The 760-nt window shown below is 45.5% G+C and carries 2 protein-coding genes; both read right to left on the bottom strand.

The window, feature by feature from the left end; all coding sequences use genetic code 11:
• Window positions 1-424, bottom strand: a 424-nt coding sequence (infC, locus tag A3750_RS21665; RefSeq protein ID WP_082873389.1) for a translation initiation factor IF-3, incomplete at its 3' end; no start/stop codon positions are given.
• A gap of 67 nt (window positions 425-491) precedes the next feature.
• A partial coding sequence (locus tag A3750_RS21670; RefSeq protein WP_255374898.1) for a His/Gly/Thr/Pro-type tRNA ligase C-terminal domain-containing protein occupies window positions 492-760 on the bottom strand: 269 nt, incomplete at its 5' end.

A 760-nucleotide genomic window follows, 5' to 3' on the forward strand; every position in this document is an offset into this window, starting at 1 on the left:
CGATCCGTTCGAGCAACTTCATGCCGATCTCTTGATGGGCCATTTCGCGGCCTCGGTACCGAATAGTCACCTTGGCTTTGTCCCCTGCTTCAAGGAAACGTATCAGGTTGCGCAGTTTTACCTGATAATCCCCTTCTTCCGTCCCTGGTCGTAACTTAATCTCTTTGACCTGGGTCTGCTTCTGCTTCTTGCGTTGTGCCGCTTTTTGCTTTTTCTCTTCGAATATCTTTTTGCCGTAATCCATGATTTTACACACAATTGGATCACTGTCAGCAATCTGAACAAGATCAAGAGACACTGATTCTGCTCTCGATATCGCTTCACCGATAGGGACAATCCCTACCTGCTCGCCGTTTTCGTCAATAAGACGTACTTCAGACGCCTCGATATTCTCATTGATGGTGGCTTTCTTAGCCTTACCCATTTGGCTGCTTCGCTTAATGTCGCAATCTCCAACTATTCAAAAACAAAAAGACAGCGCACAAGAGGGTTTAAGCCGACTTGTCGTTGTCTATGCTACGTCCTTTACTTTCTGACTCTCGACTAAATAGCGCTACAACTTCGTCTTGAGTCATAACTCCAAGGTCTTCACCTTTACGAGTTCGGACAGCCACAGTTCCATTTTCCATCTCTTTGTCTCCGACAACGAGCAAAAAAGGAACCTTGGCAATTGTGTGCTCGCGGATTTTAAAGCCGATCTTCTCGTTTCTCAAGTCTAAGTGTGTCTTAAACCCACTTAGTTCTAGCTTTTCTCGCAATT

The organism is Oleiphilus sp. HI0079, assembly GCF_001635105.1.